Consider the following 26,668-nt stretch of genomic DNA (forward strand, 5'->3'; position numbering starts at 1 on the left):
GACACCCTCTGGTACCGCACCGCCCCCGGCCGGGTCCTGGTCGCCTCCGAGCCCGACGCGAACACGGGCGGCGGCTGGGGCGAGTGGCTCGAGGTACCCGAACACTCCCTTCTGCTGGCCACCCGCAGCGGGGTCCGCATCGCCGCGATCCGCCCGGTACGGGCCGTCGCCGCAGGTCCGTCATCCGCCCCACAGGAACGGCGTCTTATGAACAGCCGCTTCACCCTCGACCACCGGCTGCCGGCCGACTACTTCGACACCACGCTGCGTGCCGACGTGCTCCGGGGCCTGACGGCACCGACCAAGTCGCTGCCGCCCAAGTGGTTCTACGACGCGCGCGGCAGCGAACTGTTCGAACAGATCACCCACCTGCCCGAGTACTACCCCACCCGCGCCGAGCAGGAGATCCTCACCCGGCGCGCCGCCGAGATCGCCGCCGCCACCCGGGCGCACACACTGATCGAGCTCGGCTCCGGCTCCTCCCGCAAGACCCGGCTGCTCCTGGACGCGCTCACCGCGGCAGGCACGCTGGACCGCTATGTGCCGCTGGACGTGAGCGACTCGGCGCTGACCCAGGCCGGCGAGGCGCTCTGCCGCGACTATCCCGGCCTGCGGGTCGCGGCCACGGTCACCGACTTCGAACACGACCTGGCACTCGCCGACGAACCCGGCCCACGGCTGCTCAGCTTCCTGGGCAGCACGCTGGGCAACCTCGACCCGGCCCAGCGCACCGACTTCTACCGCATCCTGCGCCGCGCCCTCAGCGCCGACGACACCCTGTTGCTCGGCGTGGACCTGGTCAAGGACCCGGGCGTCCTGGTCGCGGCCTACGACGACGGCCAGGGCGTCACCGCCGCCTTCAACAAGAACGTGCTGCACGTGCTCAACCGCGAACTCGACGCCGACTTCGACCCGGACGCCTACGACCACGTGGCCGTGTGGAACGCCGAGGCGGAGCGCATCGAGATGCACCTGCGCTCCCGCGTCGAGCAGACCGTCAAGATCCCGGTGGTGGACCTGTCGGTGGACTTCGCCGAAGGGGAGATGTTGCGCACCGAGATCTCCACCAAGTTCCGTCGCGAGGCCCTGCTCGCCGAGTTGGCCGAGGCGGGCTTCACCGTCCGCCAGTGGTGGACCGACCCGCAGGAGCGCTTCGCCCTCCTGTTGGCGGTTCCCAGCCGCTGACTGTCGGCGGTCCCCAGCCGCTGATCGAGACGGTGCCCGGAGCGCCGAAACGGGTCGGCCCCGCAAGGGTTCGACCCGTTTCGGGCCCGGCATCGGGCGGTCAGTAACGGGTGGCGACCGGCTCGCGCGGCTCGGCGTCGAGGTCGTCGGCCGCCTCGGGCGGGGTGTCGCCGCGCATGCGCAGGGCGAACAGGACCCGGGTGGCGGTGACCACGGTCAGGGCGGCGCCGAACATGTGGGTGAGGACCATCCACTCGGGGAGGCCGTTGAAGTACTGGACGTAGCCGATCAGGCCCTGCGGGATCAGCACCGCGAGCAGCCACCACACGCGGTGCTGGGCGGCGAGCGGGGCGTCGGTGACGCGCAGCGCGAGCGCCAGGGCGACGGCCGCGCCCAGGAGCAGGAAGGCCAGGTCCGCGTGCAGCCAGGCCATCTGGTCGATGTCCACGTCGAAGCGCTTGGCCTTGAGGTCGCCCGCGTGCGGCCCGGAGCCGGTGACCACGGTGCCGATCACGATCAGCGCGGCGGCCACCGCGAGGGCGCCGTAGCCGAACCAGCGGATCTCCTGGCGAACCAGCAGCCGGGCCGGCGCGTCGCCCTCGCCGGCGCGTTCGTACAGCGTCACCGCCGACGCGATCAGCAGCATCGACAGGAGCAGGTGGCTCGCCACCGCCATCGGGTGCAGGTCGGTGAGCACGGTGATGCCGCCCAGCACGGCCTGGCCGACGACCGTGCCGATCTGGATCCAGGCCAGCGTGGTGATGTCCTTGCGGCGCACGGTCAGCCGGTAGGCGGCCACCACGCAGGCCACCGCGATCGCGCCGACCACGTACGTCAGCATGCGGTTGCCGAACTCGATGTACGCGTGGTGGCCGACCGCCTCGTGCGGCGTCCAGTTGCTGGTGTCGCTGTCGCACCGGGGCCAGGTGTCGCACCCCAGGCCCGAGTCGGTGAGTCGGACGAGACCGCCCGTGACGACGATGCCGATCTGCGCCACCAGGTTCGCGAGGAACACGCGGCGGGCGACGACGGGGGAGACGGCCTGCAGACTCATGCGCGACATGCTACGTCGTGAATGAATTCACAAGCGCACCAGGGGTGTCGGCCGACGCCCGGCCGGCCGCACCTTCGAACCACTCGCGGACCTCACTCCCAGCGGAAGAAGCGCGCCGCCGCGCCCAGGCCCAAAACCGCCCAGACCGCCAGGATCGCCAGATCGCCCAGCGGCAGCCCCGATCCGTCCCGGAGCACGTCCCGCAGCCCGTCGGACAGCGCCGAGATCGGCAACAGCGCGAGCGCGTGCTCCACCCCGGAGGGGAACTTGTCCAGCGGCACGATCACCCCGCCGCCCAGCAGCAGCAGGATGAACACCAGGTTCGCGGCGGCCAGGGTGGCCTCGGCGCGCAGCGTCCCGGCCATCAGCAGGCCGAGTCCGGAGAAGGCCGCCGTGCCCAGCACGAGCAGCAGGACCACCCAGACCGCATTGCCGTGCGGCGACCAGCCCATCGCCAGCGCGATCACCACGAGCAGCGCCACCTGGAGGATCTCCACCAGGATCACGCACGCCGTCTTCGCGACCATCAGCCCCCAGCGGGGCAGCGGCGTCGAACCGAGCAGCTTGAGCACTCCGTAGCGCCGTTCGAACCCGGTGGCGATGGCCTGACCGGTGAACGCGGTCGACAACACCGCCAGCGCCAGCACGCCCGGCGCCAGGAAGTCCACCCGCTCGCCGTCCCCGGTGTCGACGATGTCCGCGGACCCGAAGACCACCAGGAGCAGCGTCGGGATGATCACCGTCAGCAACAGCTGCTCGCCGTTGCGCAACAACATCCGCGTCTCCAACGCGGTCTGCGCCCCGATCATCCGGGACAGCGGCGCCGCCCCGGGGGCGGGCGCGAACGTACCGCGGTGTCGTTCCTCCGACACCGAATCCCGCGTCGGCGTGCTCAACTGCGCAGCTCCCGTCCGGTCAGTTCCATGAACACGTCCTCCAGGCTGCGTCGCTCCACGGTCAGCCGCTCCGGCATCACCCCGTGCTGCGCGCACCACGAGGTGACCGTGGCCAGCAGTTGCGGGTCGATCTCGCCCTCGATCCGGTACGCGCCGCGCGAGACCTCCAGCGCCTTGGCGCCCACCGGCAGCGCGTTCAGCAGCGATCCCAGGTCCAGGCCGGGCGGTCCGGCGAAGCGCAGCGAATTCTCCGCGCCGTCGTGGCACAGCGCCTCGGGCGAGCCGGAGGCGATCACCCGGCCGCCGTCCACGATCGCCACCTCGTCGGCGAGCTTCTCCGCCTCGTCCATCAGGTGGGTGGTCAGCACCACGCTCACCCCGTCGGCGCGCAGCTCGCGCACCAGGTCCCAGCCGGCGTGCCGGGCATGCGGGTCGAGTCCGGCGGTCGGCTCGTCCAGGAAGACCAGCTCGGGACGGCCGACCACGGCGAGCGCGAGCGCGAGCCGCTGCTGTTGGCCGCCGGACAACCGCCGGTAGGTGGTCCGCCCGCACGAGCCCAGGCCGAGCCGCTCGATCAGCATCGACACGTCCAGGGGGTGGGCGTGCAGCTTCGCCACGTGTCGCAACATCTCCTCGGCGCGCGCCCCCGAGTACACGCCGCCCGACTGCAACATCACCCCGATCCGGGGCCGCAGCGCGGCGGCGTCGCGCCGCGGGTCCAGGCCCAGCACCCGTACCTCGCCCGCGTCGGCGCGGCGGTAGCCCTCGCAGATCTCGATCGTGCTGGTCTTCCCGGCGCCGTTGGGACCGAGCACCGCGGTCACCAGCCCGCGTTCGACGGTGAGCGAGAGCCCGTCCACGGCGGTCTTGTCGCCGTAGCGCTTGACCAGGCCCGTGATCGCGACTGCCGGCGGCGAGGAGTCCATGACGAGTCAGTCTAGAAAGGTCTCGACGCCCCCGGCGCGGGGGTTGTCCGGTTCGGTTCATCTGACGGTGCGTCAGGAGAATCCGCAGGTCGGAACGGGTGTCGACGGGCGTGTGTTGTTAGGCACACCTAAGTGACGGACCGCACGCGATCGCCGTTTGGCCTGGGGGGCGATTAACGCAACAATGGTGTTGTGGAAAACATGCGGACGAGCGAAGAGGCACCGCGGCGGGCCACCGCAGCGGCTGCCGGCACGCCCGAGCATGACGGTCACGAGGGCACCCGGCACCGGGTCACCCGCTCGATCGTCGACCACGGCCCGTCCACCGCGGCGGACCTGGCCGAGCGGTTGGAGCTGACCCCGGCGGGCGTGCGTCGCCATTTGGACGCACTGGTCGCCGAGGGGGTCGTCGAGGCCACCGAGCAGCGCGTCTACGGACGCCGGGGCCGGGGTCGTCCGGCCAAGGTGTTCGCGCTCACCGACGTCGGCCGCTCCGGTTTCCACCAGGAGTACGACGAGCTGGCGGCCGAGGCGCTGAGCTTCGTCGCCGAGCATCTCGGCGACGAGGCCGTGACGAAATTCGCCCGCGAGCGGCTTGCCGCCCGCGAGGAGAGGTATCGTCCCTCGGTCGAGTCCGCGCCCCCCGGGGGGCGGGCCCGAGCGCTGGCCGAGGCGCTGTCCGCCGACGGGTATGCCGCGAGTGCGCGGCCCGCACCCGGCGGAGAGCAGCTTTGCCAGCACCACTGTCCGGTGGCTCACGTCGCCGAGCGGTTCCCGCAGCTCTGCGAGGCCGAGGCCGAGGTGTTCGCGCGCCTTCTCGGTACGCACGTGCAACGGCTGGCGACGATCGCCCACGGCGACGGCGTCTGCACCACGCACGTTCCTGCTGTGCAGGCTGAATCGGCCGGTCCGACCGGCCGCAGGGTCGGCTCGTCCGGCCCGAAGGCCGTTTCCTCCGGCCTGAACACCGAAGACAAGAATCCGCCGCGCCGGGGCCCTTCCCGTTCGCGGGAATCGACCGACGCCACCCCGGCTTCCGGGAGGACTACTTCATGACCACCGACGCTCGCCCAGAGCTTGAGGGTCTGGGCACCTACGAGTACGGCTGGGCCGACTCGGACACCGCCGGCGCCTCCGCGCGCCGGGGCATCTCCGAAGAGGTCGTCGCGGACATCTCGGCGAAGAAGTCCGAGCCCGAGTGGATGTTGAAGCAGCGCATGAAGGGCCTCCGGCTCTTCGGCAAGAAGCCGATGCCGACCTGGGGCTCCGACCTCTCCGGGATCGACTTCGACAACATCAAGTACTTCGTGCGCTCGACCGAGAAGCAGGCCGCCTCGTGGGAGGACCTGCCCGAGGACATCAAGAACACCTACGACCGGCTGGGCATCCCGGAGGCGGAGAAGCAGCGCCTGGTCGCCGGTGTCGCCGCGCAGTACGAGTCGGAGGTCGTCTACCACCAGATCCGTGAGGACCTGGAGGAGCAGGGCGTCATCTTCCTGGACACCGACACCGGGCTGCGCGAGCACCCGGAGCTGTTCAAGGAGTACTTCGGCTCGGTCATCCCGACCGGCGACAACAAGTTCTCCGCGCTGAACACCGCGGTCTGGTCCGGTGGCTCGTTCATCTACGTCCCGCCGGGCGTGCACGTGGAGATCCCGCTTCAGGCCTACTTCCGGATCAACACCGAGAACATGGGCCAGTTCGAGCGCACGCTGATCATCGCCGACGAGGGCTCCTACGTGCACTACGTCGAGGGCTGTACGGCGCCGATCTACAAGTCGGACTCGCTGCACTCGGCCGTGGTCGAGATCGTGGTCAAGAAGAACGCCCGGGTGCGCTACACGACCATCCAGAACTGGTCGAACAACGTGTACAACCTGGTGACCAAGCGCGCGGTGGCCCACGAGGGCGCCACGATGGAGTGGATCGACGGCAACATCGGTTCCAAGGTCACCATGAAGTACCCGGCCGTGTGGCTGCTCGGCGAGCACGCCAAGGGCGAGACGTTGTCGATCGCCTTCGCGGGCGAGGGTCAGCACCAGGACGCCGGTTCGAAGATGGTGCACTGCGCCCCGAACACGTCGTCCAACATCGTGTCCAAGTCGGTCGCGCGCGGCGGTGGCCGCACGTCGTACCGCGGTCTGGTGCAGATCGAGGAGGGCGCGCACGGCTCGACGTCGTCGGTCAAGTGCGACGCGCTGCTGGTCGACACGATCAGCCGCTCGGACACCTACCCGTACGTCGACGTCCGCGAGGACGACGTGTCGATGGGTCACGAGGCGACCGTCTCCAAGATCTCCGACGACCAGCTCTTCTACCTCATGAGCCGCGGCATGACCGAGGACGAGGCCATGGCGATGATCGTGCGCGGGTTCGTCGAGCCCATCGCGCGCGAACTCCCGATGGAGTACGCCCTCGAATTGAACCGCCTGATCGAGCTTCAGATGGAAGGGGCTGTGGGCTAGTCCATGGCTGCGAACACCAACACTCCCGGTAGCACGACCGCCGGATCGATCGCCGTGCGCGAGGCCGGGGCCGCGAACGTGCTCGCCGGCCCCGGCACCGGCCGCTCGGTCGCCCAGCCCGCGGACGCCCGCCAAGTCGCCGTCGCGTCCTACGACGTGGCCGACTTCGTGGTGCCCACCGGCCGCGAGGAGGACTGGCGGTTCACCCCGCTGGCCCGGCTGCGCGGTCTGCACGACGGCACCGCCGCCGCCGGCGACCGGGGCGAGGTCACCGTCTCGGTGACCGCGCCCGAGGGTGTCACCGTCGAGACGGTGGACCGTACCGACGCGCGGATCGGCCGGGCCGGCGCGCCCGTCGACCGGGTCGCGGCGCAGGCGTACAGCTCGTTCGAGAAGGCCACGCTGATCGTGGTCGGCAAGGACACGCAGCTCGCCGAGCCGGTCGTGGTCGACCTGCGCGGCACCGGCGGCACCGCGTTCGGGCACGTCACCATCGAGGTCCAGCGGTTCGCCGAGGCGACCGTGGTGCTCGACCACAGCGGCTCGGCGACCTACGCGCAGAACGTCGAGTTCATCCTCGGCGACGGCGCCCGGCTCAAGGTCGTCTCGATCCAGGACTGGGACGCCGAGTCCGTGCACGTGGGCTCGCACCTGACCCGGGTGGGTCGGGACGCGTCCTTCACGTCCGTCGTGGTCACCCTCGGCGGCGACCTGGTCCGGCTCTTCCCGCGGGTGGTCTACGACGCCCCGGGCGGCGACGCCGAGCTGTACGGCGTGTACTTCGCCGACGCCGGCCAGCACCTGGAACACCGCCTGTTCATCGACCACGACGTGCCGCAGTGCCGCAGCCTGGTCACCTACAAGGGCGCGCTCCAGGGCGCGGACGCGCACACGGTGTGGATCGGCGACGTGCTCATCCGGGCCGCGGCCGAGGGCACCGACACCTACGAGCTCAACCGCAACCTGGTGCTCACCGACGGCGCCCGCGCCGACTCGGTGCCCAACCTGGAGATCGAGACCGGCGAGATCGCCGGCGCCGGGCACGCCAGCGCGACCGGGCGCTTCGACGACGAGCAGCTCTTCTACCTGCAGTCGCGCGGCATCCCGGCGGACGAGGCCCGCCGCCTGGTCGTGCGCGGCTTCTTCGCCGAGGTGATCGCCCGGGTCGGCATCGCCGACCTCCAGGAGCGCCTGATGAAGCAGATCGAGGCGCGCCTCGAAGGCGGGGCCCGATGAGCTACCTCAAGGCCTGCGCCGAGACCGACCTGCACGAGGACACGCCCCTGCGGGTCGTGCTCGACGACATCCCGGTCACCCTCGTGCGCACCGAGGGCGACGTGTACGCGATCAACGACGTGTGCTCGCACGCCAACGTGTCGCTTTCCGAGGGCGAGGTCGAGGACTGCGCGATCGAGTGCTGGCTGCACGGCTCGCGCTTCGATCTGCGCACCGGCCGCCCCTCGGGCCCCCCGGCAAACCTGCCGGTCCCCGTGTACCCCGTGAAGATCGACGGCGGCGCCGTCTTCGTCGAAGTGAACCAGGAGTCCTGAGTCCGTTATGGCAACGCTTGAGATCCGCGACCTGCACGTCAGTGTGGACGCCGAGAACGGTCCGCGCGAGATCCTGCGCGGCGTCGACCTGACCGTGAAGCAGGGCGAGACCCACGCCATCATGGGCCCGAACGGCTCCGGCAAGTCGACCCTCGCGTACTCGGTCGCGGGCCACCCGAAGTACAAGGTCACCGGCGGCAGTGTGCTGCTCGACGGCGAGGACGTGCTGTCCATGACCGTCGACGAGCGGGCCCGCGCCGGCCTGTTCCTGGCCATGCAGTACCCGGTCGAGGTCGCCGGCGTCTCGGTGTCCAACTTCCTGCGCACCGCCGCCACCGCCACCCGTGGCGAGGCCCCCAAGCTGCGGCTGTGGATCAAGGAGGTCAAGGAGGCCATGGAGCGCCTCCAGATGGACCCCGCCTTCGCCGAGCGCAACGTCAACGAGGGCTTCTCCGGCGGTGAGAAGAAGCGCCACGAGATCCTTCAGCTCGAACTGCTCCGGCCGAAGATCGCGATCCTCGACGAGACCGACTCCGGTCTGGACGTCGACGCGCTGCGCGTGGTCTCCGAGGGTGTCAACCGGGTGCAGGCGACCGGCGAGATCGGCACCCTGCTGATCACCCACTACACCCGCATCCTGAAGTACATCAAGCCCGACCACGTGCACGTCTTCGCGGGCGGCCGGATCGTCGAATCCGGCGGCGCCGAACTCGCGGACAAGCTCGAGGACGAAGGCTACGAGGCCTACACCGGCAAGGGGGAGACTGCATGACAGTGCACCTGCCGGGGCTGCTCGACACGGACGCGATCCGCAAGGATTTCCCGATCCTCGAACGGCTCCTGCACGGCGACCGACCGCTTGTCTACCTGGACAACGCGGCCACGTCGCAGACCCCGCGCCAGGTGATCGACGCCATGACGCATTACTACGCGAACAGCAACGCGAACGTGCACCGCGGCGTGCACGTGCTGGCCGAAGAGGCCACCGCGCTGTACGAGGGGGCCCGGGACAAGGTCGCGGAGTTCATCAACGCGCCCAGCCGGGACGAGGTGATCTTCACCAAGAACTCCTCCGAGGCGATCAACCTCGTGGCGAACATGCTGACCTGGGCGGACGAACCGTTCAAGGTCGGCGTGGGCGCCGACGTGGTGATCACCGAGATGGAGCACCACTCGAACATCGTGCCGTGGCAGTTGCTCGCGCAGCGCACCGGTACGCAGCTCAAGTGGTTCGGGCTCACCGACGAGGGCCGGCTGGACCTGTCGAACATCGAGCAGGTGATCACCGAGGAGACCAAGGTCGTCTCGGTGGTGCACACCTCGAACATCCTCGGCACGGTCAACGACCTGGAGCCGATCGTGCGCCGCGCGCACGACGTCGGCGCGCTGGTCGTGGTCGACGCGTCGCAGGCCGCGCCGCACACCGTGCTGGACGTACAGGCCCTGGGCGCCGACTTCGTCGCGTTCACCGGCCACAAGATGTGCGGTCCGACCGGCATCGGCGTGCTCTGGGGCCGGCTCGGTCTGCTGGAGGAGCTGCCGCCGTTCCTGGGCGGCGGCGAGATGATCGAGACCGTCACGATGAGCGCGTCCACGTACGCGCCCGCGCCGCACAAGTTCGAGGCCGGCACCCCGCCGATCGCGGAAGCGGTCGGGCTCGGTGCGGCGATCGACTACCTGTCGGCGATCGGCATGGACCGCATCGCCGCGCACGAGCACGCGATCACGGGGTACGCGATCGACGCGCTGAACGGCGTCGAGGGCCTGAAGATCATCGGCCCGGCGGACAACGTCGCGCGCGGTGCGGCGATCTCCTTCACGTTCGGCGACATCCACCCGCACGACGTGGGTCAGGTGCTCGACGAGCAGGGCATCGCGGTGCGGGTGGGTCACCACTGCGCGCGTCCGGTATGCCTGCGCTACGGCGTGCCGGCGACCACGCGAGCCTCGTTCTACCTGTACTCCACGCCGGCCGAGGTCGACGCGCTGGTGGCCGGGCTGGAACATGTCCGACAGTTTTTCGGTTAGCACTGGTTCCGGCTCAGTGGGGCGGGAGGCGAAGAGATGAAGCTTGACGGGATGTACCAGGAGATCATCCTGGACCACTACCGGCACCCCCATAACAAGGGGCTGCGCGACCCGTTCGACACCCAGGTACACCACGTCAACCCGACCTGCGGGGACGAGGTCACGCTGCGGGTGAAGCTGGACGGCGAGAAGGTTCTCGACGTCAGCTACGAGGGTCAGGGCTGTTCGATCAGCCAGGCCAGCGCGTCCGTGATGACCGATCTGGTGATCGGGCACACCATCGAGGACGCGTTGCACGCCGGGGACGAGTTCCTCGCGCTCATGCAGTCCAAGGGGCAGGGTGAGCCGGACGAGGACGTCCTGGAGGACGCCGTGGCGTTCGTCGGCGTCAGCAAGTACCCGGCGCGGGTGAAGTGTGCGCTGCTGGGGTGGATGGCCTTCAAGGACGCCACCGCGCAGGCGCTGCAGACGCTGCAGACGACGGAAGGGCAGAAATGACCGAGACGCAGGCGCGTCCCGCGGCTACGCCGGAGGACGTCACCGAGGCGATGTACGACGTCGTCGACCCGGAACTCGGGATCAACGTCGTCGACCTGGGCCTGGTGTACGGGGTGCACGTCGACGACGCGAACATCGCCACCATCGACATGACGCTCACCAGCGCGGCGTGTCCGTTGACGGACGTGATCGAGGACCAGACGCGGACCGCGACCGAGGGGATCGTCGCGGACATGCGGATCAACTGGGTCTGGATGCCGCCGTGGGGGCCGGACAAGATCACCGATGACGGGCGTGAGCAACTGCGGGCGCTCGGGTTCAACCTGTAGCCTTCCGGGCCGGCTGGGCCCTTTGGCCTCATGCGCCGGCCGGGCTTGGTTGGCCTCGTGCGCCGGCCGGGCTGAGTGGCCTCAAACGCCGGCCGGGCTGATTTTGGCTTTTGGCCGGCGTTGGCGTTTGGTTTGGTTGGGGTGGCCTCAAGCGCCGGCCGGGCTGAGTGGGATTGAGTGCCGGGTGGGTCGATTTCGGCCCGCCCGGCACTTTTTTGTTGGGTCAGGGGCGGGGTTGGGTTACGCCGAGGAGTTCGAGGACGTCGGTGTCGCCTCGTTGTTGGAGGCGGTGCAGGACTGCCTTGAGGTCGATGCCGGGGTCGAGGCCGATCCGGGCGCCGAGGAGTTCGGGGAGATTGACCTGCTCGGGGACCGGGTCGACGCCGGTGTGGCGTAGGGCGCGGGCCCAGCGGGGGAGGCGGACCGTGGCGTCGCCGCGGACCAGGCGTGCCTCCAGGCGGCCCTGGTGGATGGACGAGATGAAGACCATGTCGCCCTCGTGCGCGGCCAGACCGGTCAGGATCGCCCGCATCGACACCAGGTAGGGCGTGTCGGACCAGCGCAGCGCGGCGGGACCGTGCCCGTGGTGCAGGCGGACCTGGCCGCCGGGGGTGACCCCCAGGGACTGTGCGAACGCCGGCGGCAGCTTCACCGGCTCGCCTTCGAGCATCGCGGTGAGCACGTCCACCCGGAACGCCCACGCGCCGGTGTCCTCGCGGAAGCAGCCCGCCGTCCAGGACGGGTCGCCGATCGGCGCCGACTGCTGCTTGCGGGCGGGCCGTTCCAGGGTGTCCGCCGAGCGGGACAGCACGTGGCCGTTCTCCACCTGGAAGCCGTCCAGCCGGCCGACCCAGGCGGTCTGGAGCGGCTTGCGGATGCCCATCGCGGCCAGGTCCCGCTCCAGCGCCTCGAGCGGCACCGGGCCGTGGGCGCAGGCCGCGTCCAGGGTGCTCTGGGTGCGGTCGGACAACTCGCCGAGCGGGGCGCTCGACAGCCAGCCGTCCACCGACATGTGCAGCCCGAGCAGGCCGCGCAGCACCTGCCAGACCTGGATCTCCAGACCCGGCACGGTCTCGGTGTGCTTGGGGTGCAGCGCGCGCAGCTCGGACACCGTGGTGAGCACGCCGAGCCGGTCCCGGACGAAGCTCAGGTGGACCCGGACCGGCGCGCCGTCGGAGCGGGCGATCCGCTCGTCCAGGGTGCGCCGCAGGTCCCGCTCCATGATCTTGACCTCGGCCGGCGAGATACCGAACTCGGCTGCCAGCGACTCCAGTTCGCGCGGCGTGTCGGTGAACAGCCGATCCCGGGCGAGCACCTTGCGCTGTGGTTCGACGGCGGCGAACCACGAGGTCAGGATCGCGACGAGGTCACCGCCGCCGGGTTCGCCGGCGCGGGGCAGCGGCCGGTCGACGAGCATCGTGACGTCCTCGGTCCCGGGCAGCGTGCCCGGCACCATCTCGACGGTGGCCTCCGGGTCGGCGGCGGCCTTCGTACCCCGGTTCGTCCGCGGCACCACCGAGTGGTCCGGCGGCGCGGGCACGGACGGCATCTCGGCGGCGGTCGCGGCGGCTTCGGCGGCGGGCATCGCGGTGGTCGGATTCGGGGCGCTCGGGCCCGCGGCGGGCGCGGTGCGCGGCGGGTGGCTCGGACGGGGCGGGATGCGCAGTCCCTCGGGAGTGCGCGGCGCGTTCGATTCGGCGACGACGGGCAGCTCGCCGGCGGTGGGCGGTGGGACCTCGCCGAACGCGTCCTGTCCGGGGTCCTCGTCCTCGTCCTCGGCCTGCTCGGGGGCCTGCTCGGGCGACCGGGCGGCGGGCGCGTCGGCCCGGCCGCGGTCCTTGATCGCGCGGATCGGGATGTCCGCGACGGTCATCGGCGGCGTCTCGCCGTACGCGTCCAGACCCGGCAGGTCGCCTTCGGTCGCCGGCTCGGCGGACACGGCGCGCGGCGGCGCGTCCTGGGAGGTGTCCTCGGTCCGGATCCGCGGCTGCCGCTTTCCGGTGGACGTCGACTCGGCCGCGGGCTCGGATACGGGGCGCGGTTCGGCCGGACCGGCCGGATTGCGTCCGGTCGGGGCGGTCGGGGCCACGTCCGCCCGGGTGGGCGGCGGGACCTCGCCGTACGCGTCCCGGCCCGCCGCGGTGCCGGCGGTCGGCGCCGACTCCGCCTCGTCCGCCTCGGGCGCGACGGGTGCCGCCACCGGTGCGGGCGGCATCGCGAGCGACGCGCGCAGCCCGGACGGGACCTGGGTGAGCAGTGCGGTCAGCGCCGTCCGGACCTCGTCCGTGGCCTCCTCCAGGCCGACCACGGCGGCGGTCTCCAGGGTGACCTGGGCGAGCTGGGCCATCAGCGGTACGTCCGGTGCCTGGGCGGCCAGCCAGCGCACCACCGTGCCCAGTTCGGCGGTCAACGGCTCGGGCAGCTTGACCGGGTACAGCTCGTCCTCGTCCAGGTCGCCCCACTCGTCCGGGGTGTCCCAGTCGCCTTCGGGCGGCGCGGCCGGGATCGCGGTGGACGCGGCGGGGACCGGCTTCGGCTCGGGCTCGGGTTCCTGCTCGGGGTGCGGCTCCGACTCGGCCGGGCTCGGTTCCGGCTCGGGTGTCGAGGCGACGGCCGGCGCGCTCGCGGCGGTCTCCGGTGTACCGAACACCGCGTCCACGTCCACCGATTCGTCGTCCGCGGGCAGCAGCCCGAGCACCTCCTCGAACAGCCGGGCCACCAGCGGTCGTACCGTCGAGGTGCCGATCTGGGTCCAGTCGCCGACCTCGCGCACGGTCGTGGTCAGCAGGTCAGCCCAGTCCGGCGTACGCACCATCACGTTCGTCCGGGCGCCGTCGGGCCACTGGGACAGCCGGAAGCCGTTGCGGGCCAGCCACGCGCCCGGCAGCAGGTCGCCCAGGCGCAGGTGGCGAAGCTCGGTGTAGGCCAGATCCGCGAGCCGCCCCGGGAGCTCGTCGCGACCGAAGGTGTCCGCGGCTCGCACCACGGGCACGCTCATCCACCAGGCCGCGGGCAGGTCCTCGTGTTCGAGGTAGTCGGCGACGAGTTCGGGCGCGACGAAGCGCAGGGCTGGGACGAAATCGGCCAGAGTGGCCTGGAGCCGGGGCTGCATGCAGGTCCTCCGTGACGCGGTCGGTACCCCCGACGTTAGCGGCCGGGTGGCGAGCCGGCACCGGGTGTCCCGGGCCGTTGCCATCTGCTTGCGGGACGAAGCGGCGGATCGGTTGGTTCCCCGAGCGCCCTCCCGGGTCCTGCGATACCGGTCACGTGTCGGCCTCGGCGCGCTGCTCGGAGCGGTTGTCGTCGCAGATCGCTACCCCGCGACGCGGGCCGGGAACCGCGCCCCGGGCGCCCGACGGCGCTCGTACCGATCGTGTGCGCCGATCGAGCGCCGGTCGCACGTCCATCGCCGGCCCGCGCCACGTTTCATCGGGGGGAAAGAAGTCGATCTCACCAACAGTGGAGACAAGGGCGGCTAGTTTGGACAAAGGTCGCCGATGCCTCCGGCCGCCTCATCCGCGCCACCAGGGGATACCGGGGATACAGGGGGAGACGTGGGCGAAACCGCATCATCGCCGCGAGCCGGGGAGTCTCCGGCCGGCCCACTGCTCCTGTCGTTGAGGCTGACGGCCACGGTGGAGGCGGTGCCTCGGGCGCGACACGCGCTGCGGCGGGTGCTCGAGGAACGGGTTCCGGACGCGCCCGTGGACACCCTGGAACTGCTGCTGTCGGAACTGGTGACCAACGCGGTCAAGCACTCGGCGCGGGGTCATACGGTCGCGGTGGCGGTTCTGCGCCGGGAGAACTCGATTCGGGTCGCGGTCGTGGACAACGACCCGGCGCTCCCCGAGCCCGGGGACGCGGTGGACCTGCTCGACGAGCACGGGCGTGGGTTGTTGCTCGTGGACGCGATGGCGGAGGAGTGGGGGAGCTATCCCGTGCCGGACGGGAAGGTCGTCTGGTGCGATGTGAAGACCGTGGAGTGAACTCGGGCGCGGAGAGGCGCGGAGAGGCGCGGAGCGCGCGGGGTTTGGTCTGTGGGGCTGGGTGGGTGTGCGGGTGTGTGCGGTTGGTGATCGGAGTTGGGGCTGGTTTAAACCAACACGGCGGAAAAATGGCGTAATTGGATCTCGGCGTGCACTCTGGCAGGGACGGTTCGACTGTTTGTCCATGCTGTGCAAGGAGGGTCCGTTGCGCGAACAGACCATCGGGGAACACCTCGACCGACTGGCCAGTCCCGACGTCGCGGTACGAGGGGCCGCCGCCGCGCTCCAGGCCGCGCAGGCCGCGGCGCTGATCGAGCGGGCGGCCGCGCTGGCGCTGCACACGACCGACGCCGAGGAGACGATGCGGGCGGCCCGGGCCGAGGCGGGGCGGATGCGGGAGCGGGCGATGCGGGTGGGCCATGCGGCCGGGGTCGACTCCGTTGCCGTGGGCGAAGCCGAAGTGCCTTTGCGTATCGCGGCGTTGGCGGCGGATCTGATCGGGCTGGCGGGTACGGTCCGCGATGGCGGGGACGAGGACGTGCTTCCGTACCTCGCGGCTGCGGCGGCCAGTGCGCGGGCGGCGTTGGAGGCTTCGGCGGCGTGGGTCTCGCTGGTTGTCGCCGATGGTGGGGGGCGTGAGGTGCGGTCTCGGTTGGGGCGGCATCTTTCGGCTGTCGCCGATGCGGAGGACATCGTGGATCGGGCGCGGGTTGCGGTTGGTTGAACTCGGGTCGGCCGGCGGTTGGTTGGCCTCAAGCGCCGGCCGGGCTGATTGTGCTCATGCGCCGCACGGGCTGGGTTGGCCTCATGCGCCGGCCGGGCTGGATTGGTTCGGCTGACCTCAAGTGTCGGTCGGGCTGGGTTGGCCTCAAGCGCCGGCCGGGCTGATGTGGTGTTCGGCCGGCGTTGGGCGTTGGGTCTGTTGGGTTGGCCTCAAGCGCCGGCCGGGCTGGATTGGTTCGGCTGACCTCAAGCGCCGGCCGGGCTGGGTGGGCTCATGCGTCGGTCGGGCTGGGTGGGCTCATGCGCTGGTCGAGCCGAGTGGGCTCAAGCGCCGGCCGGGCCGAGTGTGCTCATGTGCCGCGCGGGTGGGGGGCTTTCGGTCGGGTTGGGTGAGGGGTGTGTGGGCTGCGGGGTGGTCAGATGCGGGAGGTGAAGGTGTTGCATTTGGTCATGTCGCCTGTGGTGTAGCCCTGGCGGAACCATTGTTGGCGTTGGGTCGCGGAGCCGTGGGTCCAGGATTCGGGGGTTGCTCGGCCCTGGAATTGTTGTTGGATTCGGTCGTCGCCAACTGCGGCCGCGGCGTCCAGGCCGTCGGCGATGTCCTGGTCGGTGAGGCTGGTGATCAGGGGTTGGCCGTTGGCCTGGGGGGTGGTGGTGGCGTGGTGGGACCAGACGCCCGCGTAGCAGTCGGCTTGGAGTTCCAGGCGGACCGAGCTGCTTTGCGGGCCCTGGCGGTCGTTGCCGACCTTGGCCATCTGGCCGGTCAGGTCCTGGATGTGATGGCCGTATTCGTGGGCGAGTACATATGCCCCGGCGAAGGGGCCGCCCTTGGCGCCGAACTTGGTGCGCAGGTCGTCGAAGAAGCCGAGGTCGATGTAGACCCTGCGGTCGCCGGGGCAGTAGAAGGGGCCCACCGCAGAGGTCGCCCCGCCGCACGCGGTCGCGGTGCTGCCGGTGAAGAATCGGGTCGGCGCCGGCTTGTAGGTCGCGCCCCGGCGCCGGTACTCGTCCGTCCAATACGCCTGCACGCTGTTGACCACGCCCACGATCCGGCAGTCCTCGCGCGCGTTGGCGTCGGTGCCTTTGCGGCACGAGTCCCGGAGGGCCCGGTTGTCCGCCGGCACCGAGTCGCCTGCGCCGCCGTCGCTCAGCCCGAGTCGGTCGGGGCTCAGACCGAAGATCAGGCCGAGTACCACCGCGATCAGGCCCGCCGCCCACCGCGAGCCCCGGCCGGCGCAGACCGCCGCCGCCCGAGCCGCGACGGTCCTCGATCTGTGACGTGTCGAGATCCGCGTCGTCGTTGAACTGCATCACGGCACCGCCTGCGGGCTGGGGAACAGGGCCAGACGAAAGACGTCGGGTGACGGATATCCCTTTTCCGGGTCTTTATCGCCGGCGTCCCGTTCGTGGCCGCGGGACGCCCGGGAATCCGGTGCGAGCCCTCCCGTAGACTCGTGGGCATGGTCGGTTTCTCTGGATATCCCCGCGAGCGGCCTTAGAGCGGTGCGGCTTCCCCGCGAGCCCCGCGCGACCGTCCGTCTTCGTCAGTCCCCGACCGGGAGTCCAGTCCTTCATGATCAACGCAACCAACGTCGAACTACGCGCCGGCGCCCGCATCCTGCTGGAGCCGGCCTCCTTCCGGGTCGCGGCCGGCGACCGGATCGGGCTGGTCGGCCGCAACGGCGCCGGCAAGACCACGCTGACCAAGACGCTGGCCGGGGAGACCCAGCCCGCGTCCGGGACCATCACCCGCACCGGCGAGGTGGGCTACCTCCCGCAGGACCCGCGTACCGGTGACCTGGACGTGCTCGCCCGGGACCGGATCCTGTCCGCGCGCGGGCTGGACGTGGCGCTCTCCGGGATGCGCGAGGCCGAGGGCCTGATGGCCAGCGCGAGTGGCGAGACCGCGGCGAAGGCGATGCGCAGGTACTCGCGCCTGGAGACCGAGTTCCTGACCAAGGGCGGCTACGCGGCCGAGGCCGAGGCGGCCACCATCGCGGCCAGCCTGGGTCTGCCGGACCGGATCCTGGGTCAGGAGCTGCACACCCTCTCCGGCGGCCAGCGCCGCCGGGTCGAGCTGGCCCGGATCCTCTTCTCGGACGCCGACACGCTGCTCCTGGACGAGCCCACCAACCACCTCGACGCCGACTCGATCGGGTGGCTGCGCGAGTTCCTCAAGACCTACAAGGGCGGCTTCATCGTGATCAGTCACGATGTCGGCCTGATGGAGGCGTGCGTCAACAAGGTGTTCTACCTGGACGCCAACCGCACCACCATCGACATCTACAACGTCGGCTGGAACGCCTACAAGCTCCAGCGCGAGACCGACGAGCGGCGCCGCAAGCGCGAGCGGGCCAACGCCGAGAAGAAGGCCGACCAACTCTTCTCGCAGGCCGACAAGATGCGGGCCAAGGCGACCAAGACGGTGGCCGCGCAGAACATGGCCCGCCGGGCCGAGAAGCTGCTGTCCGGACTGGAGAGCGAGCGCAAGTCGGACAAGGTGGCCAAGCTGCGCTTCCCCAAGCCGGCCCCGTGCGGGAAGACCCCGCTGATGGCGACCGGCCTGTCCAAGTCGTACGGCTCGCTGGAGATCTTCACCGACGTCGACCTGGCCATCGACAAGGGCTCGCGTGTGGTCATCCTGGGCCTCAACGGCGCGGGCAAGACCACGCTGCTGCGCCTGCTCGGCGGGGTCGAGAACCCGGACACCGGCAAGATCGAGCCCGGCCACGGGCTGCAACTGGGTTACTACGCACAGGAGCACGAGACGCTCGACCCGGAGCGCACGGTGCTGGAGAACATGCGCTCGTCCTCGCCCGACCTCGACCTGGTCGAGGTGCGCAAGGTGCTCGGCTCGTTCCTGTTCTCCGGCGACGACGTGGACAAGCCGGCCGGGGTGCTCTCCGGTGGTGAGAAGACCCGGCTCGCGCTGGCGACGCTGGTGGTCTCCAAGGCGAACGTGCTGCTGCTCGACGAGCCGACCAACAACCTCGACCCGGCCAGCCGCGCCGAGGTGCTGGACGCGCTGCGCACCTACGAGGGCGCGGTCGTGCTCGTCACGCACGACGAGGGCGCGGTCGAGGCGCTCCAGCCGGAGCGGATCATCCTGCTGCCGGACGGCGTCGAGGACCTGTGGAACGAGGACTACGCCGACCTGGTCGCGCTCGCCTGATCGTTCGGGCCCGCGCGCCCGGGAAGCCCGAACCACCGACACCCCGTCGGGTTGCCGTCCCCGGCAACCCGACGGGGTGATCGCTTTCGTCCCCCCGACCGGTTTTCACCACGAAACCCTCACAAGGGGAAGCCATCCTTCCGGTCCGCACGTGATGCCGGTCACCAGCCTCGACGGCGACGCAGAGCAAGGTCGCGAATCTCATGGGTGACCAGGGCCTTTGCCGGCGGACACAGGATTCGGTCAAGCATTCGGCACGGGAAGGCGTGATTCCGCTCGGGTGATCTTTGTGTGCAACGGACCACGCGCCGCGATGATCAAGCCATCGGGCCTGGTGGAATCACTGGCCATGCCATGCCCCAGGGGTGATCATGGGATTCCAGAGCGCACTTCCTATGAGGAGGCACGTGTGGCCGAGACTCTGAAGAAGGGCAGCCGGGTGACCGGTGCCGCGCGCGAGCAGCTCGCGGCTGACCTCAAGAAGAAGTACGACTCCGGTGCCAGCATCCGCGCCCTCGCGGAGGAGACGGGCCGTTCCTACGGCTTCGTGCACCGGATGCTCAGTGAGTCCGGGGTGACCCTCCGAGGCAGGGGTGGGGCAACGCGGGGCAAGGCCAAGACCGCCGCGTCGTCCTCGGCCTGAGGTCGAGCTCCGGAGGATCCGCATCACCGTACCGTCCGTCGAACGACCATGTGACCGACCGGTAACGTCGGGCGCGTGGTCGTTCGACGGAAGCGACCCGAACACGGGAGGGACCGTGGACGTGGTGGCGAATCAGCTCGACAGTACGAATGGCAATGGCGGTACGGACGGCAACGGCGGTGAGGTCGGCGGTGCCGACGTCGCCGCACGGCAGGATCTTTCGGTCGTGATCGAAGGTTCGTTCGCGGTGGTGACCCTCACCAATCCCGATCGGCGCAACGCGCAGACTCCCGCGCTCTGGCGCGCGCTCGCCGCCGTCGGCCGCGACCTGCCCGGTGACGTCCGAGCCGTGTTGTTGCGCGCGGAGGGCGCCTCCTTCTCCGCGGGCCTGGATCGGCGGATGTTCCCGGGCGGCGGGGGCATTTCGGGGGAGTCGGATCTCGTCTCGCTGGCCGGGGCGAGCGACGACGAACTCGACGCGACCATCGCCTCGTTCCAGGAGGCGTTCACGTGGTGGCGCCGCCCCGACCTGCTCACCGTCGCCGCGGTGCAGGGGCACGCCGTCGGCGCCGGGTTCCAGTTGGCGTTGGCGTGCGATCTGCGGGTGTGCGCCGACGACGCGCGGTTCTCGATGCGCGAGACCGCGCTCGGTCTGGTCCCGGACCTGGCCGGGACCAAGCCGTTGACCGACCTCGTGGGCTATGCCCGTGCCCTGGAGATCTGCGTCACGGGTCGTTGGGTCGGTGCCCAGGAGGCCGTGTCGATGGGGATGGCCACGCTCGCGGTGCCGCGCGAGGACCTCGACGGCGCCGCGCGCGACCTGTTGGCCGCGCTCCTGGCCGCGCCGCGCGACGCGGTGATCGAGACGAAGGCCCTGCTCGCGGGTGCCGCGGGGCGTACCTACGACGAACAGCGCGCCGCCGAACGCGCCGCCCAGGCGCGCCGCCTGCGCGACCTCGCGGGCGCCGGCGAATAGACGAGACCCACGTCACATCGGGCCGCCGCCGGCGGCCGGCGAAGCCGTGTCGGGCCCGGGGCTCCCCGGGAGTAAGCGGGCCCGCCTCGGTGTTCCTGTACACGAAGTGCTGAGGTTGACTCAGGATTTCGTTTCATCATTCGATATGTACGGGAGCGAGGCGTGATGAGTGGCGGCGGCCCGATGGGAATGAACCTGCGCTCCTACACCCGCGACGCGTCGGTGGTCGAGCGCAAGCTCGCGCCCGGCACGGTGCGGCGGGTGGGCGAGTTCGCGAGACCTTTCGCGCGGCAGATCACCGTGTATCTGATCCTGGTCGTGATCGGCGCGGTGCTGACCGTCGTGCCGCCGCTGCTCGCGCAGCGGATCGTCGACGACGGGGTGCTCGAGGGGAACGGTCACCTGGTGACCGTGCTCGCGATGGTGGTGGCGGGCATCGCGCTGCTCGCCGCCGGGTTCGGCCTGGCCGAACGGTGGTACTCGGCGCGGATCGGCGAGGGCTCGATCTACGAACTGCGCAGCCGGGTGTTCGCACACGTGCAGCGGCAGCCGATCGCGTTCTTCACCCGGACCCAGACCGGCGCGCTGATCTCGCGCCTGAACAACGACGTGCTGTCCGCGCAGCGCGCGTTCACCTCGACCCTGGCCGGCGTGGTGTCCAACCTGGTCAGCCTGGTCCTGGTGGCCGGCACGATGTTCTACCTGGCCTGGCAGATCACCCTGATCTCGCTGGTCCTGCTGCCGCTGTTCCTGTTGCCGGCCAAATGGATCGGTCGTCGGTTGCAGGCCATGACGCGCGAGCAGATGCAGCTCGACGCGGAGATGTCGACCGTGATGACCGAGCGGTTCAACGTGTCCGGCGCGATGCTGGCCAAGATCTTCGGCCGGCCCGAGGAGGAGGACGCGCTGTTCTCCGGGCGGGCCGCCCGGGTGCGCGACATCGGCATCCGAATCGCCCTGGTGAACCGGGTGTTCGCCACCGCGCTGACCCTGGTCGCCGCATTGGCGACCGCGCTGGTGTACCTGATCGGCGGGCACCTGGCGGTGGACGGGCAACTGACCGTGGGCACGCTGGTCGCGCTCACCGTGTTGCTGGGCCGGCTGTACGGGCCGCTGACCGCGCTGGCGAACGTGCGGGTGGACGTGATGACGGCGCTGGTCAGCTTCGAGCGGGTCTTCGAGGTGCTCGACCTGCCCGCGATGATCGCCGACAAGCCGGACGCCGAGCCGCTGCCGGCGGACGCGGCGACGGTCGAGTTCGACGCGGTCGGCTTCGCCTACCCCGGCGCGGACGAGGTCTCGCTGGCCTCGCTGGAGAGCGTCGCGGTGCTCGATCGGCGGCGCTCCGAGCCGGTGTTGCGCGACGTGTCGTTCCGGGCCGAGCCCGGTCAGGTGGTGGCTCTGGTGGGTCCCTCGGGCGCGGGCAAGACCACGATCACCTCACTGGTCGGCCGGCTCTACGACGCCACCGAGGGCTCGGTACGGATCGGCGGCCACGATGTGCGCGATGTCACCCTCGCGTCGTTGCGGGACACCGTCGGCGTGGTCACCCAGGACTCGCACATGTTCCACGACACGATCCGCGGCAACCTGCTCTACGCCAAGCCGGACGCGAGCGACGACGAGTTGTGGGCCGCGTTGCGCGCGGCGAACATCGGCGAGCAGGTGGCCGAGCTGCCGGACCGACTGGACACGGTGGTCGGCGAGCGCGGACACCGGTTGTCCGGCGGCGAGAAGCAACGCCTCGCGATCGCCCGACTGTTGCTCAAGTCACCGCGGGTGGTGGTGCTCGACGAGGCGACCGCGCACCTGGACTCCGAGTCCGAGGCGGCCGTGCAGCACGCGCTGGCCTCGGCCCTGGAGGGTCGTACCGCGCTGGTGATCGCCCACCGACTGTCCACGGTGCGCGACGCCGACCTGATCCTGGTGGTGGACGGCGGCGGCATCGTGGAGCGCGGCACACACGCCGAGTTGCTCGTCCGGGACGGACTGTACGCGGACCTGTACCACCGTCAGTTCCGGGACCAGGAACAAGATCGGGCCCTCGCGAGTTGACCGACCACAGCCCGGGGCGGCGGGTAGTGTGGTGATATTCCAAATGGTTGGCAAGAGGGGCTTCTACGTGCGTGTTCTCGTCGCCGGCGGCGGCATAGGTGGACTGGCTGTGGCACTGAGCCTGTACGACGCGGGCATCACCGAGGTGACGGTGGTCGACGCGGCACTGAGAATCCGGCCCCTCGGGCTCGGTATCAGCCTCCTGCCCCACGCGGTGCGCGAACTCGCCGAACTCGACCTCTACCATCCGATCGCCAACCTGGGCGTGCCGCTGTCCGGCGTGGCCTATCCCGACCGGGCGGCCAAGCGCGTGGTGCTCGAACCGCGCGGGCAGCGGGCCGGCTTCCTGTGGCCGCATCTGTCCGTGCATCGCGGCGAGTTGCAGGTGGCCCTGCTGCGCGCGGTCTACCAGCGGCTCGGCCGCCCGGCGGTGCGCACCGGGTCCCGGCTGACCGGGTTCGACCAGGACGACGACGGGGTCACCGGCTACTTCGTCGACGGCGAAGGGCGGCCCTGGCGGGAGCGGGCCGACGTGCTGATCGGCGCGGACGGGATCAACTCGGCGACGCGCGCGACGCTGTTGCCGGACGAGGGCTCGCCGGTGGCCCAGCCGCGCATCCTGATGCGCGGCACCACCCGCTGCGCGCCGTTCGCCGACGGACACACGATGATCATGACCGCGCACGGCGAGGCGCGCTTCATGGCGCACCCGATCAAGCCGATCGACCCGCGGGACGGGACCACGCTCACCAACTGGCTCGCCGAACTGCCCGATCGGCAGTCGGCCGGCGAACTCGGCGACACCGGGTGGAACGGACCCGCGGACCTGCGCCGGCTCACCCGGGTGTTCCGCGGCTGGAGCATCGCCGGCGCCGACGTGGGCGCGATGGTCAAGACGCCGACCGAGGCCTCCGGCTATCCGCTGGTGACCCGACCGCCGCTGGACCAGTGGTCGTTCGGCCGGGTCACGCTGCTCGGCGACGCGGCCCACCCGATGTACCCCTACGTGCTCGGCGGCGCGTCCGAGTCGATCGTCGACGCGCGGGTGCTGGCCCGCTCGCTGGCCTCGTACCAGGATCCGACCGAGGCCCTGGAGATGTACGAGCGGGCCCGGCTGCCGCTGAACAAGTGGCTGCAACTGATCGGTCACGGCCGGGTGCCGCGGGCCGCCGACGCGAGCGGGCCGCTGACCGCCACCGAGGAGATCGGCGGCATCATCGGCGCCTACGGCCACCTGCCCGGGCACGACGCGGCGGCCCTGAACGAGCGGCCCTCGTACAGCCTCGCGAGGGTCTGACCGCGCGTCTCGGACGCGCGGGGCGCGAACGGTGCCCGCGACGAGGGGGCCGCGAGGACCGACGACCGGACTCACCACGACGAGGCCCGGGAGGACCGGGCCCCGGGCTCAGGACCGGGCGCCGGGCCACCGGGCTCCGGACTGCCGGGCCGGGGTTGCCGGGCTCAGGATCCCGCGTCGGTGACCAGGATGTGCACCACCACGTGCTTGTGTCCGGTCCGCTGCCGCACCGCCTCGGTGACCGCCGCGCGCACCTCGCGTGCCACGTCCAGTACCCGGCGGTCCGCCGCCGCGCGGAACTGCACGTCCACGTGCAGGACTCCGTCGAGCACGCGCGTGGTCACCCCCGGGACCCGGCCCGGGATCAAGCCGCCGGAGACCTGGGCGACCGCGTCGAGCAGCCCCGGTTGCAGGTCCACCACGCCCGGCACGGTCAGCGCCGCGCCGCCCGCGGTGGTCCGGGCCAGGATGGACATCTCGCGCGAGACGCGCGTCGCGGGCTGCCTCATCGGTCCGCCTCCCGATTCCCGGCGGCCGGTTCCAGGCCGACCACGTCCACGTCCACCTTCGCCACTTCCAACCCCAGTCGTTCGCTCGCGGCCCGGCGCACCCGTTCGCGCAGTCGTTCGGCCAGCGCGTGGATCGGCTCGCCGTAGGGCACGCCGACCGACAGCCGCACGGTGACCGGACCCGGCACCGCCGCGCCCGCCCGGTTCTCGTACGGCCGGATCCGGCAACTGCGGGCCTGTACGCCAGGCTCGGCGTCCACCGCCGCGCGCAGCGTACGCGCCGCGGCGGTCTCGGTCAGCGTCAACCGCTCGTCCGGCTCGCCCAGCGGCAGCAGCCGACCGGTGTGCAATTCGGCCCGGACCAGGCGCATCACCCGCGCGCCCAGGTCGTCCGGCACCGGGACCGGCAACTCGGCCCACTCGCGGGTGACCTGATCGAGCACCGAGTGGTCGCGCAGCACCGCCTGGCATTCCGGACACGAGCGCTCGTGCTCGTCCAGCCCGCCCTCGGCGGCGTGTTCGAGCACCCCCTCGGGCTCGCGCCCGCACGGCAGCAGGTCCCGATCCGGATCGGCGTCGGCCGAGGCGGTCGCCCCCGCCGGGGCGTGCCGGGTCGTCGCGAGCAGTTCCGCCGCGGACGGCAGCCGCAGCGCGTCGGGCGCGTCGCCCGCCTCGTTCGTCACGTCCACGGCCGCATCGCCTCCGCCAGGGTCTGTCGTGCTCGGAAGATCCTGCCCCGGACCGCGTTCGCCCCGATCCCCACGGCCGCCGCGATCTCGTCGTAGCTCTGCCCGTGCAACTCGCGCAGAACCCAGCAGGCCCGCTGCTCCTCGGTGAGCGTGGTCATCGCCTCCTGAAGCGCCTTGAGCGCCGCCGACCCCTCCGCCCGTCGCTCCGGATTGTCCGCCATCTGCTCTATCGCCCGATCGGGAACCTGGTCCAGGCCGACCGTGGGCCGTCTGGTCCGGGCGATGTTCAACGCGCGGTTGGTGACGATGCGATACATCCAGGTCAGGAACGACGATTCGGCGCGGAAACCGGGCAGCCGGCGCCACGCGCTGATGAACGCCTCCTGGACCGCGTCCTCCGCGTCCGTGGGCCGTCCGAGGATGCGCAGCGCGAGCGTGTACAAGGATCGACCGTGCCGACGCATCAGTACCTCGAATGCCTCGGCGTCGCCCTCTTGAGCCCGCACCACCAGGGTGCCCTCGTCGAGCTCGGCCTCGTCGGCCATCGGCTTCCCTCCTCGTCCCAACCCGGCGACCGTACTGCGCCCGGGGGCGCAACACGAGAACCGCCACCCCGACGGCGAGGCGCGGGCGCGGGTCCGCGCCGGGAACCGTCCGGCCCGATAGCGTCGGATTCGGCGAAACATCCGCCGATCGACGCGTGACGTTCGCCCGGTGTGTGTGTCGTACAGGTGTGGTGAACCCGGCAAGGGGCACCGATGTCAGGCGGGACCGAGTGGGGTTCCGGTCGCATGGTTCGGGCAGTCGAGGAAGGAAGTGCGCCGATGGCGGACACAACGACCCAGGGCAAGACCGGCACGCAGGCGCTCCAGAAGGACGAGGAGCGCGCGCCGGCGGGCGGGGCTCGTTCGACCGAGGTCGTCAAGCTGGCCACGGACAAGGGCCGCACGTCCATCGCGGACGGTGTGGTCGCCAAGATCGCGGGCATCGCCGCCCGCGAGATCCCGGGCGTGTACGCGCTCGGCGGGGGTGCGGCCCGGGCGTTCGGCGCGGTGCGTCAGCGCATCCCGGGGGGCAAGCCCAACGTGGCGCAGGGTGTCAGCGTCGAGGTGGGCGAGCGTCAGTGTGCCGTGGATCTCAACATCGTCGTGGATTACGGCGTGCCCATCGCCGAATTGGCACAAGCCGTCCGCGAGAATGTCATCGACTCCGTCGAGCGGATGACCGCGCTCGAGGTGGTCGAGGTCAACATCGCGGTGGACGACATCCACATCGAGTACGACGGAGACGACTCCAAGGAGCGCCAGCTTCAGTGACGGTCGGGCCCGGCGACGACGCGCGGCGCCAACTGCTGCGCGAATACCGGGAGTTCATCCGCGCGAGCCATCCCGATCGTGGGGGTGACCCGGAGGAATTCGTCGCCGGGCTGGAGCGGTTCAGAGCGCTGATCGACGCGGCCGGGCCACCGGCACCGGTTCGCTCGGGGGCCGCGGCGGAGACCACGGTCTACCGTCGCGGCCGGCTGCCGGGTCGGCTCTGGCGCCAGTTGGCGGAGCGGCATCGACGGCGCAACAACCCGCGCGTCGAGTAGCGGGCGGGCGAGGACCGGTGGAATCCAGCACGGATCCGCACGGTCCCCGGGCACCCGACCCGACAGGGTCGACAACAACCGATGGTCGGTTCAGTG

At 71.0% G+C, this 26,668-nt stretch carries 25 protein-coding genes and 1 pseudogene; 18 read left to right on the forward strand and 8 right to left on the reverse strand.

Features of this window, described 5'->3' with window-relative positions; all coding sequences use genetic code 11:
• Window positions 1-207: 207 nt before the first annotated feature.
• A complete protein-coding gene (egtD, locus tag ACWCPW_RS32065) occupies window positions 208-1,185 on the forward strand; it encodes an L-histidine N(alpha)-methyltransferase (protein WP_449765136.1) in 978 nt (325 codons plus the stop codon).
• Between the two features lie 100 nt (window positions 1,186-1,285).
• Here the strand turns inward: egtD and ACWCPW_RS32070 are convergent, their stop codons facing one another.
• The 3 genes from ACWCPW_RS32070 to ACWCPW_RS32080 form a co-directional block, all read right to left on the reverse strand.
• Window positions 1,286-2,239 carry a COX15/CtaA family protein gene (locus ACWCPW_RS32070; protein WP_449765060.1) on the reverse strand — a complete coding sequence of 318 codons (954 nt, stop codon included), beginning with the start codon at window positions 2,237-2,239 and terminating at the stop codon, window positions 1,286-1,288.
• Between the two features lie 92 nt (window positions 2,240-2,331).
• Window positions 2,332-3,048, reverse strand: a complete 717-nt coding sequence (locus ACWCPW_RS32075) for an ABC transporter permease (protein WP_449765137.1) — start codon at window positions 3,046-3,048, stop codon at window positions 2,332-2,334.
• An 83-nt stretch (window positions 3,049-3,131) separates the two neighbouring features.
• A complete protein-coding gene (locus ACWCPW_RS32080) occupies window positions 3,132-4,061 on the reverse strand; it encodes an ABC transporter ATP-binding protein (protein WP_449765061.1) in 930 nt (309 codons plus the stop codon).
• A gap of 201 nt (window positions 4,062-4,262) precedes the next feature.
• Here ACWCPW_RS32080 and ACWCPW_RS32085 point away from each other — a divergent pair, with 201 nt between their 5' ends.
• From ACWCPW_RS32085 to ACWCPW_RS32120, 8 genes are read left to right on the forward strand one after another with little or no spacing between them, the layout of a single operon-like run.
• Window positions 4,263-5,117 carry a helix-turn-helix transcriptional regulator gene (locus ACWCPW_RS32085; protein ID WP_449765062.1) on the forward strand — a complete coding sequence of 285 codons (855 nt, stop codon included), beginning with the start codon at window positions 4,263-4,265 and terminating at the stop codon, window positions 5,115-5,117.
• Window positions 5,114-6,526 carry a Fe-S cluster assembly protein SufB gene (gene sufB, locus ACWCPW_RS32090; protein WP_078977698.1) on the forward strand — a complete coding sequence of 471 codons (1,413 nt, stop codon included), beginning with the start codon at window positions 5,114-5,116 and terminating at the stop codon, window positions 6,524-6,526. The genes ACWCPW_RS32085 and sufB overlap by 4 nt, the downstream gene beginning before the upstream one ends.
• A gap of 3 nt (window positions 6,527-6,529) precedes the next feature.
• The gene (gene sufD, locus ACWCPW_RS32095; RefSeq protein ID WP_449765063.1) at window positions 6,530-7,762 is read left to right on the forward strand and encodes a Fe-S cluster assembly protein SufD; all 1,233 of its coding nucleotides are present in this window, start codon (window positions 6,530-6,532) and stop codon (window positions 7,760-7,762) included.
• Window positions 7,759-8,076, forward strand: a complete 318-nt coding sequence (locus tag ACWCPW_RS32100) for a non-heme iron oxygenase ferredoxin subunit (RefSeq protein WP_395862622.1) — start codon at window positions 7,759-7,761, stop codon at window positions 8,074-8,076. The genes sufD and ACWCPW_RS32100 overlap by 4 nt, the downstream gene beginning before the upstream one ends.
• 7 nt (window positions 8,077-8,083) lie before the next feature.
• A complete protein-coding gene (gene sufC / locus ACWCPW_RS32105; RefSeq protein WP_391582527.1) occupies window positions 8,084-8,848 on the forward strand; it encodes a Fe-S cluster assembly ATPase SufC in 765 nt (254 codons plus the stop codon).
• Window positions 8,845-10,104 carry a cysteine desulfurase gene (locus tag ACWCPW_RS32110; protein WP_449765064.1) on the forward strand — a complete coding sequence of 420 codons (1,260 nt, stop codon included), beginning with the start codon at window positions 8,845-8,847 and terminating at the stop codon, window positions 10,102-10,104. Before sufC ends, ACWCPW_RS32110 begins: the two co-directional genes overlap by 4 nt.
• 36 nt (window positions 10,105-10,140) lie before the next feature.
• Window positions 10,141-10,602, forward strand: a complete 462-nt coding sequence (gene sufU, locus ACWCPW_RS32115; RefSeq protein WP_395862628.1) for a Fe-S cluster assembly sulfur transfer protein SufU — start codon at window positions 10,141-10,143, stop codon at window positions 10,600-10,602.
• On the forward strand, window positions 10,599-10,931 hold the full coding sequence (locus ACWCPW_RS32120) for a metal-sulfur cluster assembly factor (protein WP_355541487.1): 333 nt from the start codon (window positions 10,599-10,601) through the stop codon (window positions 10,929-10,931). Before sufU ends, ACWCPW_RS32120 begins: the two co-directional genes overlap by 4 nt.
• A 223-nt stretch (window positions 10,932-11,154) precedes the next feature.
• On the opposite strand, the gene ACWCPW_RS32125 is transcribed toward ACWCPW_RS32120, so the two are convergent.
• Window positions 11,155-14,043 carry a hypothetical protein gene (locus tag ACWCPW_RS32125; protein ID WP_449765065.1) on the reverse strand — a complete coding sequence of 963 codons (2,889 nt, stop codon included), beginning with the start codon at window positions 14,041-14,043 and terminating at the stop codon, window positions 11,155-11,157.
• A gap of 385 nt (window positions 14,044-14,428) precedes the next feature.
• Here ACWCPW_RS32125 and ACWCPW_RS32130 point away from each other — a divergent pair, with 385 nt between their 5' ends.
• Together ACWCPW_RS32130 and ACWCPW_RS32135 are read left to right on the forward strand one after the other, a co-directional pair.
• The gene (locus ACWCPW_RS32130; RefSeq protein ID WP_449765066.1) at window positions 14,429-14,917 is read left to right on the forward strand and encodes an ATP-binding protein; all 489 of its coding nucleotides are present in this window, start codon (window positions 14,429-14,431) and stop codon (window positions 14,915-14,917) included.
• Between the two features lie 205 nt (window positions 14,918-15,122).
• Window positions 15,123-15,641 (forward strand): hypothetical protein, encoded by a 519-nt coding sequence (locus tag ACWCPW_RS32135; RefSeq protein ID WP_449765067.1) that lies wholly within the window; start codon window positions 15,123-15,125, stop codon window positions 15,639-15,641.
• Window positions 15,642-16,056: 415 nt separating this feature from the next.
• Here the strand turns inward: ACWCPW_RS32135 and ypfJ are convergent.
• A pseudogene (ypfJ, locus tag ACWCPW_RS32140) lies at window positions 16,057-16,951 on the reverse strand (KPN_02809 family neutral zinc metallopeptidase).
• A gap of 262 nt (window positions 16,952-17,213) precedes the next feature.
• Here ypfJ and ACWCPW_RS32145 point away from each other — a divergent pair.
• From ACWCPW_RS32145 to ACWCPW_RS32165, 5 genes are all read left to right on the forward strand, one after another.
• Window positions 17,214-18,812, forward strand: coding sequence for an ABC-F family ATP-binding cassette domain-containing protein (locus ACWCPW_RS32145; RefSeq protein ID WP_449765068.1), 1,599 nt, complete (start codon window positions 17,214-17,216; stop codon window positions 18,810-18,812).
• Between the two features lie 409 nt (window positions 18,813-19,221).
• A complete protein-coding gene (locus ACWCPW_RS32150) occupies window positions 19,222-19,455 on the forward strand; it encodes a helix-turn-helix domain-containing protein (RefSeq protein WP_020553538.1) in 234 nt (77 codons plus the stop codon).
• A 226-nt stretch (window positions 19,456-19,681) separates the two neighbouring features.
• Window positions 19,682-20,431, forward strand: coding sequence for an enoyl-CoA hydratase/isomerase family protein (locus ACWCPW_RS32155; RefSeq protein ID WP_449765138.1), 750 nt, complete (start codon window positions 19,682-19,684; stop codon window positions 20,429-20,431).
• 165 nt (window positions 20,432-20,596) lie between these two features.
• Window positions 20,597-22,486 carry an ABC transporter ATP-binding protein gene (locus tag ACWCPW_RS32160; RefSeq protein WP_449765069.1) on the forward strand — a complete coding sequence of 630 codons (1,890 nt, stop codon included), beginning with the start codon at window positions 20,597-20,599 and terminating at the stop codon, window positions 22,484-22,486.
• 43 nt (window positions 22,487-22,529) lie between these two features.
• On the forward strand, window positions 22,530-23,783 hold the full coding sequence (locus tag ACWCPW_RS32165) for an FAD-dependent monooxygenase (RefSeq protein ID WP_449765070.1): 1,254 nt from the start codon (window positions 22,530-22,532) through the stop codon (window positions 23,781-23,783).
• A 164-nt stretch (window positions 23,784-23,947) separates the two neighbouring features.
• Here ACWCPW_RS32165 and ACWCPW_RS32170 read toward each other — a convergent pair whose 3' ends face one another.
• The 3 genes from ACWCPW_RS32170 to ACWCPW_RS32180 are packed head-to-tail and all read right to left on the reverse strand — an operon-like array spanning window position 23,948 to window position 25,526.
• Window positions 23,948-24,292 carry an Asp23/Gls24 family envelope stress response protein gene (locus ACWCPW_RS32170; protein WP_449765071.1) on the reverse strand — a complete coding sequence of 115 codons (345 nt, stop codon included), beginning with the start codon at window positions 24,290-24,292 and terminating at the stop codon, window positions 23,948-23,950.
• The gene (locus tag ACWCPW_RS32175) at window positions 24,289-24,981 is read right to left on the reverse strand and encodes an Asp23/Gls24 family envelope stress response protein (protein WP_449765072.1); all 693 of its coding nucleotides are present in this window, start codon (window positions 24,979-24,981) and stop codon (window positions 24,289-24,291) included. Before ACWCPW_RS32175 ends, ACWCPW_RS32170 begins: the two co-directional genes overlap by 4 nt.
• Window positions 24,972-25,526, reverse strand: coding sequence for an RNA polymerase sigma factor (locus ACWCPW_RS32180; protein ID WP_360305297.1), 555 nt, complete (start codon window positions 25,524-25,526; stop codon window positions 24,972-24,974). Before ACWCPW_RS32180 ends, ACWCPW_RS32175 begins: the two co-directional genes overlap by 10 nt.
• A gap of 279 nt (window positions 25,527-25,805) precedes the next feature.
• On the opposite strand from ACWCPW_RS32180, the gene ACWCPW_RS32185 reads away from it, so the two are divergent.
• Window positions 25,806-26,297, forward strand: a complete 492-nt coding sequence (locus tag ACWCPW_RS32185; RefSeq protein ID WP_449765073.1) for an Asp23/Gls24 family envelope stress response protein — start codon at window positions 25,806-25,808, stop codon at window positions 26,295-26,297.
• Complete coding sequence (locus ACWCPW_RS32190) at window positions 26,294-26,572, forward strand: hypothetical protein (protein WP_360305301.1); 279 nt, start codon at window positions 26,294-26,296, stop codon at window positions 26,570-26,572. Before ACWCPW_RS32185 ends, ACWCPW_RS32190 begins: the two co-directional genes overlap by 4 nt.
• Window positions 26,573-26,668: the final 96 nt, after the last annotated feature.

The sequence above is a fragment of the Embleya sp. NPDC001921 genome, assembly GCF_053594475.1.